Source organism: Morganella psychrotolerans (genome assembly GCF_001676155.1).
Classification (GTDB): domain Bacteria; phylum Pseudomonadota; class Gammaproteobacteria; order Enterobacterales; family Enterobacteriaceae; genus Morganella; species Morganella psychrotolerans.
On the sequence record NZ_LZEW01000014.1, the window covers coordinates 1 to 1,642 of the forward strand.

Consider the following 1,642-nt stretch of genomic DNA (forward strand, 5'->3'; position numbering starts at 1 on the left):
AACCTGGCGGTTCCCTACTCTCACATGGGGAGACCCCACACTACCATCGGCGCTACGGCGTTTCACTTCTGAGTTCGGCATGGGGTCAGGTGGGACCACCGCGCTAGTGCCGCCAGGCAAATTCTGTTCTTCCAAAACAAGCTGTTTAATAACCGGTATGAGTTTATTCTCTCATCACCCGCTATCCGAAAAATTGATTTTCTTTCTTTGTCGTCTCTCAACTCAAAACACCTTCGGTGTTGTCAGGTTAAGCCTCTCGGTTCATTAGTACTGGTTAGCTCAATACATCGCTGTACTTACACACCCAGCCTATCAACGTCTTAGTCTCAAACGTTCCTTCAGGACCCTTAAAGGGTCAGGGAAGACTCATCTCGAGGCAAGTTTCCCGCTTAGATGCTTTCAGCGGTTATCTTTTCCGCACTTAGCTACCGGGCAATGCAATTGGCATCACAACCCGTACACCAGTGGTGCGTCCACTCCGGTCCTCTCGTACTAGGAGCAGCCCCTCTCAATCTTCCAACGCCCACGGCAGATAGGGACCGAACTGTCTCACGACGTTCTAAACCCAGCTCGCGTACCACTTTAAATGGCGAACAGCCATACCCTTGGGACCTACTTCAGCCCCAGGATGTGATGAGCCGACATCGAGGTGCCAAACACCGCCGTCGATATGAACTCTTGGGCGGTATCAGCCTGTTATCCCCGGAGTACCTTTTATCCGTTGAGCGATGGCCCTTCCATTCAGAACCACCGGATCACTAAGACCTACTTTCGTACCTGCTCGAGCTGTCACTCTCGCAGTCAAGCTGGCTTATGCCTTTGCACTAACCGCATGATGTCCGACCATGCTTAGCCAACCTTCGTGCTCCTCCGTTACTCTTTGGGAGGAGACCGCCCCAGTCAAACTACCCACCAGACACGGTCCCCGATCCAGATTATGGACCCGGGTTAGAACATCAAATGTTAAAGGGTGGTATTTCAAGGTTGGCTCCATGCAGACTGGCGTCCACATTTCGTTGCCTCCCACCTATCCTACACATCAAGATTCAATGTTCAGTGTCAAGCTATAGTAAAGGTTCACGGGGTCTTTCCGTCTTGCCGCGGGTACACTGCATCTTCACAGCGAGTTCAATTTCACTGAGTCTCGGGTGGAGACAGCCTGGCCATCATTACGCCATTCGTGCAGGTCGGAACTTACCCGACAAGGAATTTCGCTACCTTAGGACCGTTATAGTTACGGCCGCCGTTTACCGGGGCTTCGATCAGGAGCTTCGCTTGCGCTAACCCCATCAATTAACCTTCCGGCACCGGGCAGGCGTCACACCGTATACGTCCACTTTCGTGTTTGCACAGTGCTGTGTTTTTAATAAACAGTTGCAGCCAGCTGGTATCTGCGGCTGGCTTCAGCTCCGTCCGCGAGGGACTTCACCTAATGCCAGCGTGCCTTCTCCCGAAGTTACGGCACCATTTTGCCTAGTTCCTTCACCCGAGTTCTCTCAAGCGCCTGAGTATTCTCTACCTGACCACCTGTGTCGGTTTGGGGTACGATCAATGATAACCTGATGCTTAGAGGCTTTTCCAGGAAGCAGGGCATCAATCACTTCACCACCGTAGTGGCTCGTCGTCACGCCTCAGTGTTTAA

At 52.3% G+C, this 1,642-nt stretch carries 2 rRNA genes; both read right to left on the bottom strand.

Features of this window, described 5'->3' with window-relative positions:
• Nucleotide 1: 1 nt before the first annotated feature.
• Nucleotides 2-117 (bottom strand): 5S ribosomal RNA (gene rrf, locus AYY16_RS13035).
• A 126-nt stretch (nucleotides 118-243) separates the two neighbouring features.
• Nucleotides 244-1,642, bottom strand: a 23S ribosomal RNA gene (locus AYY16_RS13040); the annotation flags it as partial.